7 protein-coding genes are annotated in these 6,502 nt (G+C 43.4%); all 7 read right to left on the bottom strand.

Features of this window, described 5'->3' with window-relative positions; all coding sequences use genetic code 11:
* On the bottom strand, window positions 1–534 hold a 534-nt coding region (locus tag M313_RS0116930; RefSeq protein WP_010198014.1), incomplete at its 3' end, for an aminotransferase class IV.
* Window position 535: 1 nt separating this feature from the next.
* Entirely contained in the window at window positions 536–1,117 is a 582-nt protein-coding gene (pabA, locus tag M313_RS0116925) for an aminodeoxychorismate/anthranilate synthase component II (protein ID WP_010191433.1), read from the bottom strand.
* Window positions 1,114–2,547, bottom strand: coding sequence for an anthranilate synthase component I family protein (locus M313_RS0116920; RefSeq protein WP_010191432.1), 1,434 nt, complete (start codon window positions 2,545–2,547; stop codon window positions 1,114–1,116). The genes pabA and M313_RS0116920 overlap by 4 nt, the downstream gene beginning before the upstream one ends.
* A 115-nt stretch (window positions 2,548–2,662) precedes the next feature.
* Complete coding sequence (gene cysK, locus M313_RS0116915) at window positions 2,663–3,589, bottom strand: cysteine synthase A (protein ID WP_010198012.1); 927 nt, start codon at window positions 3,587–3,589, stop codon at window positions 2,663–2,665.
* 94 nt (window positions 3,590–3,683) lie between these two features.
* Entirely contained in the window at window positions 3,684–4,613 is a 930-nt protein-coding gene (locus M313_RS23920; protein ID WP_010191429.1) for a peptidyl-prolyl cis-trans isomerase, read from the bottom strand.
* A 9-nt stretch (window positions 4,614–4,622) separates the two neighbouring features.
* Window positions 4,623–5,504 (bottom strand): Hsp33 family molecular chaperone HslO, encoded by an 882-nt coding sequence (hslO, locus tag M313_RS0116905; RefSeq protein ID WP_010191428.1) that lies wholly within the window; start codon window positions 5,502–5,504, stop codon window positions 4,623–4,625.
* Window positions 5,505–5,526: 22 nt separating this feature from the next.
* Window positions 5,527–6,300, bottom strand: a complete 774-nt coding sequence (locus tag M313_RS0116900) for a type III pantothenate kinase (RefSeq protein ID WP_010191427.1) — start codon at window positions 6,298–6,300, stop codon at window positions 5,527–5,529.
* Between the last annotated feature and the right edge of the window lie 202 nt (window positions 6,301–6,502).

The raw sequence follows: 6,502 nt of genomic DNA, 5'->3' as shown, positions 1-6,502 counted from the left end.
CCCTTCTGCCACATAGTCTTCCTCTGTAAGAAAGATCCCTTCTAGATCCAAGCTGGCCCCTAATTCCCTTTTACCTAAAAGATTATTTAAGTAGTGGTGGGACTTTAACCTTGTATCACCTTCAGGGGTATTACGTCTCCGGTTCAAAACTACTGCATTCTTACTCCCAGGATTGTGTTCAGGTGCAGGCCTTGTGAACAACAGCAAGGACGGGGCTCGGTACGTTTCAGTTGGAAGCCCCCAGTTGCTGATGCCGGCCGTGACATTCAGCCGGATTACACCATCCGTTAAACCGTTTTTCTCCAATGCCTCTATTACCAAATCGTATAGCTGCTCATTTGTATGGTCCCACTCTATATAGACGGACTCTAAACCTTCCCTTAACCGTTTCAGGTGATCGCGAAACAAGAACGGGACACCGTTATACGTACGGAACGTTTCAAAAAGCCCCACTCCGTATAAAAAACCGTGATCCATTACAGATACATTTGTCTCTTCTATCGGTTGCCAACTTCCATCCTTATAAACAATCATGTTATACCTTTTTGGTAGAGTAGGTGGCAATAAAGTTGCGCAACAACTCTTTCCCTACGGAGGTCATAATGGATTCGGGGTGGAATTGTACTCCTTCGATCGGCAACTCTTTATGACGGATGGCCATTATTTCATCTTGATCTGTCCATGCTGTTATCTCAAAGCATTCCGGCAGGGTTTCCTTTTTTACGATTAAAGAGTGGTATCTTGTCGCAACAAAGGGATTCGCCAATGTTTGGAAAATCGTTTTTCCATCATGATGCATCTCAGACGTCTTTCCATGCATCAATCTTTCCGCCTGGATCACATCACCGCCAAAAACCTGGGCAATGGATTGATGTCCAAGGCATACGCCAAATATCGGCTTCTTGCCGGAAAAATGCTTAATTACTTCCAAACTGATTCCTGCCTCATTTGGTGAACAAGGTCCAGGAGAAATCATTAAAAATTCAGGGTTGAGTGCTTCGATCTCCTCAATGGTAATTTCGTCATTACGCTTTACCACCAGATCCTCGCCAAGCTCTCCTAAATATTGCACCAAATTGTACGTAAATGAATCATAGTTATCGATCATTAAAATCATACTCTCACCTCTGCTCGTTTTTTTACCTCTTCTTCACTCAGCTCTTTCGCTTTCCATAGGGCTGCGGCTTTCTTTAAGGATTCTTTATATTCCCGCCTCGGCACAGAGTCAATGACCACTCCAGCACCTGCCTGAACATAGGCCATGCCTTCTTTGGCAATCATTGTCCGGATGGAGATGTTTAGCTCCATCTCTCCATCATAGCCGATCCACCCTATGGAACCAGTATATACAGAACGTCTTACCGGCTCAAGTTCTTCTATAATCTCCATCGTCCTTACCTTAGGTGCACCAGTTATCGTACCGCCAGGGAAGGTCGCCTCGATGATATCAGAAATATTTTTTCCTTCTCTTAATACCCCTTGGACATTCGAGACAATGTGCATAACATGCGAATACTTTTCGATCGCCATGAATTCATTCACTTCTACCGTACCATATTCGCAGACCCGGCCCAGATCGTTGCGCTCAAGATCCACCAGCATGACATGTTCGGCACGCTCTTTTTCATTATCAATCAGCTCTTGTGCAAGCCTGATGTCCTCTTCATCCGTCATCCCGCGGGATCTTGTACCTGCTATCGGCCGCGTACTTACCACATCATCTTTTTTCTTGACTAAAAGTTCCGGGGAACCGCTGACAAGCTGGAAATCCGGGAATTGCATATACCCCATATATGGAGAAGGGTTGATTTTTCTCAAAGACGAGTAGACTTCCATAGAATGAGTCAAAAGCGGTTCTCCCTGTCTGACAGAAAGATTCACTTGAAAAACATCACCTTGCGCAATATATGCTTGAATCTTTTTTACAGCTTTTATGAAGTCCTCTTCTGTAAAAGAAACCTCTCTGCTTTCGACCGGTTGTCTCTGGGGCGTGTACGGGTAGAACGTTTCTTCTTCCACCGGCTGTTCCCATTGTTTTTTATATAACTCTAGTCGTGTAATAGCTGCTTTTTCTTGTCCTTCTGGAGCATGGCTTATCAAATAGAGCACATTATCTTTTTTGTCATACACAAAAACATCATCAAACAACAGGAAATAAAGGTCCGGCAAAGCCAGGTCATCTTCAGCGATATCTGGTAAACGTTCAATATACCTGACGCAATCATAGGTCAAGTAACCAATCGCTCCCCCTGTAAAGTCAGGAAAGCCTTGTAGTTTTTGAATAGATCGCTCTGAAATGACTTCTTGTAACAAGGATAATGGATTTCCAGTCCTCTTTTCTTTTTTCCCATCCAGATAATCTATGTGCAGCTCTTGTTCTTTTCCTTGAATGGTGGCAATTGGGTCAAGCCCGATGATATGATATCTTCCCCCACGCCCACTCTCTAAAAGGACATGATACGGTTTGTCCTTTGCGAGTGATTTATATTTAGCAAACCATTGATCTTCGTTTAACGTTAACTTGATTCCAACAGGCACCTTTTGCATTCTTGCTGTCACGCTCCTAAATTGCATACTACCTTTATATTACATGAAAATTACACTCTGATGCACGATAAAAGAAAAGGGAAACAGCTCAACTGACTGTTCCCCTTAAGATAACCTATTCTTCAAATTGATATAATGGTGTGCTTAAATAGCGTTCCCCATTACTTGGGATAATTGCCAGCACCTTTTTGCCTTTACCAAGCTCTTTTGCCACTTGCAAGGCCGCAGATATCGCAGCTCCGGAAGAGATACCTCCAAGCAACCCTTCACGTTTAGCAGCAAGGCGAGCATATTCAAACGCTTCTTCATTTTTCACGGTAATCACTTGATCGTAGATGTTTGTATCCAAGATAGAAGGAACAAACCCTGCACCAATTCCCTGAATTTTGTGAGGCCCTGGTTTACCGCCGGAAAGTACCGGGGAATCTGCCGGCTCCACCGCCACAATTTTAATACCCGGGAATGCCTCCTTTAAGACTCCGCCGGCACCTGTGATGGTACCGCCTGTTCCGATACCAGAGACAAAGGCATCAAGACCGTCGCTGAATTGCTCGACAATCTCTTTCCCTGTCGTGTTACGGTGTATCTCAGGGTTTGCCGGATTATTGAATTGCTGCGGCATGAATATTCCTTTTTCTTTAGCCAATTCTTCCGCTTTTCGAATCGCGCCGCCCATGCCTTCCGGACCTGGTGTAAGTACCAGTTCTGCTCCATAGGCACGAAGGAGATTTCGTCTCTCCAAGCTCATCGTCTCAGGCATGACCAGGATAGCCTTCAGTCCTTTAGCTGCCGCAATCATCGCAAGTCCGATTCCAGTATTCCCGCTAGTAGGCTCAATAATCGTGTCACCTTCTTTTAACTTGCCATCCTCTATCGCAGCATCAAGCATCGCTAAGGCAATACGATCTTTAACACTGCTTCCAGGATTCATAAATTCAAGCTTCAGATACACATCAGCCATGTCTTCGTCTACAATTCGATTTAGCTTTACGACGGGAGTCTTCCCGACTAACTCATCAATAGAATTTGCTACTCGTACCATTTATTCTTCCCCCTGTCTTTAAAACTTAGTGTTTTGGTCGGATTAATCCCATTTAACACCATTAAATCTGAATTGTCAATTTATTTGGTTCGACCTATTGTGCAGACGGTAGATTCCACTCCACCCCAACCTCGTCCCAGAAGATGGAGGCATCTACTGAACCGTCCATATGTTCCATCGCAAGGTGACGGCGAATCTGGTCTTTAACTTCATCAAAGGAATACGTAACGCCATCCATTTTTTCATAAAGGTAAATGATAGCGTACTTTTCATCAACAGAAATTGGATCGCTCCACGTTTTCTCTTTTAAGTTTGCAGCTTCTGCCATATAGGCTGTCGGATACACTTGCGATTCATGCGTCAAAAACCCAAGATCGCCTCCTTGGTTTGCTGTCAACTCATCTGTTGAGACTTCCATTGCAAGAGAAGTAAAATTGGATCCATCCTCTAATTCTTTTACAACAGCGTCTGCCTCATCTTTCGTCTCTACGATAATATGTGAGAGATGAAAAGCGTCCTCTATCGTATAAAGCTGTTTGTTTTCTTGATAATAACTTTCAAGCTCTGCTTCTGGTATGTTGACATCCTTCACAAGCAGTTCTTCTAATAATAAACTGGAACGAATCTGCTCCTTCACCAGCTCTTCAGAAGTATTTGTATGCAAAGGAGAACGACTGTACATCGTTTTGATCATTTTCCATTCTCTGTCGACCGACTGCTCCGAAACCGTCACCTTATATTTCTTCGCGATTTGTTTCACCACTTCATTATTAACCATTTTCGTGAGCATTTCCTGCCCATACATACCTTCAAGTTCCTCTAACATATCTTTTCTTGTAATGACCGTATCGCCCACTGTTGCAACGATATTTGCCTGACCATTAACGAATGCACTTGCATCAGATGCCTCTCTCAAGGAGAAAGTCTGCTTTACCACTACTGCTAGCGTGAGGCAATTAATAATCACGAGGCCAAATATGATATTCCATACCCACTTTTGTTTTAATCTCCGCTTTTCGTTCATATGTGCCCCCTAGCCTTTTACTTGCTCCCTCATCGCTTCTAATTCTTCTTTGCTGAAAAGATACTTGGCATTACAGAAGTGACAGTGTGTTTCTGCTTGACCGTCTTCCTCGATAATTTCTGTGATATCCTTTTCTCCCAGAGAAATGATCGCTTGTTCGAAGCGTTCTTTAGAACAAGTGCATTTGAATTCAATTGGCATGTTTTCCAGGACTTTTACATTTCCTTCTCCAAGGATTTCTGTCAAAAGTTCTTCCGGCGTCAGGCCTCTTTCAATCAACTTGGAAACAGGGGTCATATTATTGATTTTCTCTTCAATCAAAGTGATTGTCTCTTCTGACGTTCCTGGTAAAAGTTGAATGATGAAACCTCCCGCTGCAAGAATCGTGTTATCAGGGTTAACAAGTACACCAACTCCGACTGCAGAAGGCACCTGCTCGGAAGATACAAGATAATAAGTAAAGTCCTCACCAAGCTCTCCTGAAATCAATTCTGTTTGACCGGAAAAATGCTCTCTTAGACCAAGGTCTTTAACAACAGAAAGTGTTCCGTTGGTTCCGACCGCACGCGCCACATCAAGCTTGCCGTGCTGATTCAAGTCAAAATGCGTTTGAGGGTTGGTAACATAACCACGAACTTGGCCTTTTGCGTTGCTGTCGACTAAAATTACCCCAATAGGCCCGCCGCCATCTATTTTCACGGTAAGTTTATTTTCACCTTTTAGCATTGCTCCCATCATAACGGATGCAGTCATGGCACGGCCTAATGCAGCGGAAGCTGTTGGCCATGTCTGATGGCGTTGTTGAGCCTCTCCCACCGTTTCTGTTGTTCTAATTCCATATGCACGTACTTGGCCATCAAAAGCCAAAGCTTTTACGAGATAGTCTGACATGTTAGTTAGCTCCTTTCGTGTTTCAATCCTCTTTAGTATTTTTCATATAAATTAAATGCAATCCCTTTAACGTCAAGAAAGGATCTACAATATCAATAACATCTGACTCATTGCCGATAAGGGAAGCAAGACCACCGGTGGCAATAACTTTCGGTGTTACATCACTTTGTTTCTTCATACGATTTACGATTCCCTCAACCTGTCCAACATAGCCAAAAAGAATGCCCGCTTGCATCGCGCTTACGGTGTTTTTGCCTATTACTCCATCTGGTCTGGCAATTTCTATTCTTGGAAGCTTGGATGCACGGGAGTATAACGCTTCTGTGGAAATGCTGATCCCAGGTGCGATTGCCCCGCCCATATATTGCTTGTCCTCGTTTATGTAGCAATAGGTAGTTGCGGTTCCAAAGTCCACAATCACTAGTGGGCTTCCATAAAGATGGATCCCCGCCACAGCATTGACGATTCTGTCGGCTCCTACTTCTCTTGGGTTTTCATACTTTATATTTAAACCTGTTTTGATTCCTGGTCCGACGATGAGTGGTTTTAGATGAAAGTATTTTTGGCACATTCTTTCAAGGGAGAACATGATTGGCGGAACTACGGAGGAAATGATGATTCCTTCGAAGTCTTTAAAGGTTAAGCCTACATGTTCGAGCAGGGATTTGAAGATCATCCCGAATTCGTCTTCTGTTTTGTTGCGGCTTGTTTCGACACGCCAGTGATGTTTAAGTTCTTCTCCGTCATATACACCGATTACGGTGTTGGTATTTCCGACATCTAACACAAATAACATTTATATCCCCACCATGCTTTAAAATTAGTTTCATTATACTATATGGTAACCTAACTGACTCAATAGAAATAATTATTCCTCGGGAAATCATAATTCGACAAGATTCTGGTTTTAGGGTTTACTCCTGTTTCCTTTCGTTCCGGGGTTCGCTTATCCAGAGGGCGTGTGCTTGAGCCTTCTCACTTCGGGGGCTTCATTAAAC

Origin of the sequence: Bacillus sp. m3-13 (assembly GCF_000175075.1) — a bacterium.
GTDB classification, from domain to species: Bacteria; Bacillota; Bacilli; order Bacillales; family Bacillaceae_I; genus Sutcliffiella_A; species Sutcliffiella_A horikoshii_C.
Note: the sequence above shows the minus strand (reverse complement) of the source record. Positions and strands in the feature narration are given on the sequence as shown.

Bases quoted from the DNA above. Each gene is read 5' to 3' on its own strand.
- pabA (WP_010191433.1), bottom strand. From the start codon at position 1,117: ATGATTTTAATGATCGATAACTATGATTCATTTACGTACAATTTGGTG.
- M313_RS0116920 (WP_010191432.1), bottom strand. From the start codon at position 2,547: ATGCAAAAGGTGCCTGTTGGAATCAAGTTAACGTTAAACGAAGATCAA.
- cysK (WP_010198012.1), bottom strand. From the start codon at position 3,589: ATGGTACGAGTAGCAAATTCTATTGATGAGTTAGTCGGGAAGACTCCC.
- M313_RS23920 (WP_010191429.1), bottom strand. From the start codon at position 4,613: ATGAACGAAAAGCGGAGATTAAAACAAAAGTGGGTATGGAATATCATA.
- hslO (WP_010191428.1), bottom strand. From the start codon at position 5,504: ATGTCAGACTATCTCGTAAAAGCTTTGGCTTTTGATGGCCAAGTACGT.
- M313_RS0116900 (WP_010191427.1), bottom strand. From the start codon at position 6,300: ATGTTATTTGTGTTAGATGTCGGAAATACCAACACCGTAATCGGTGTA.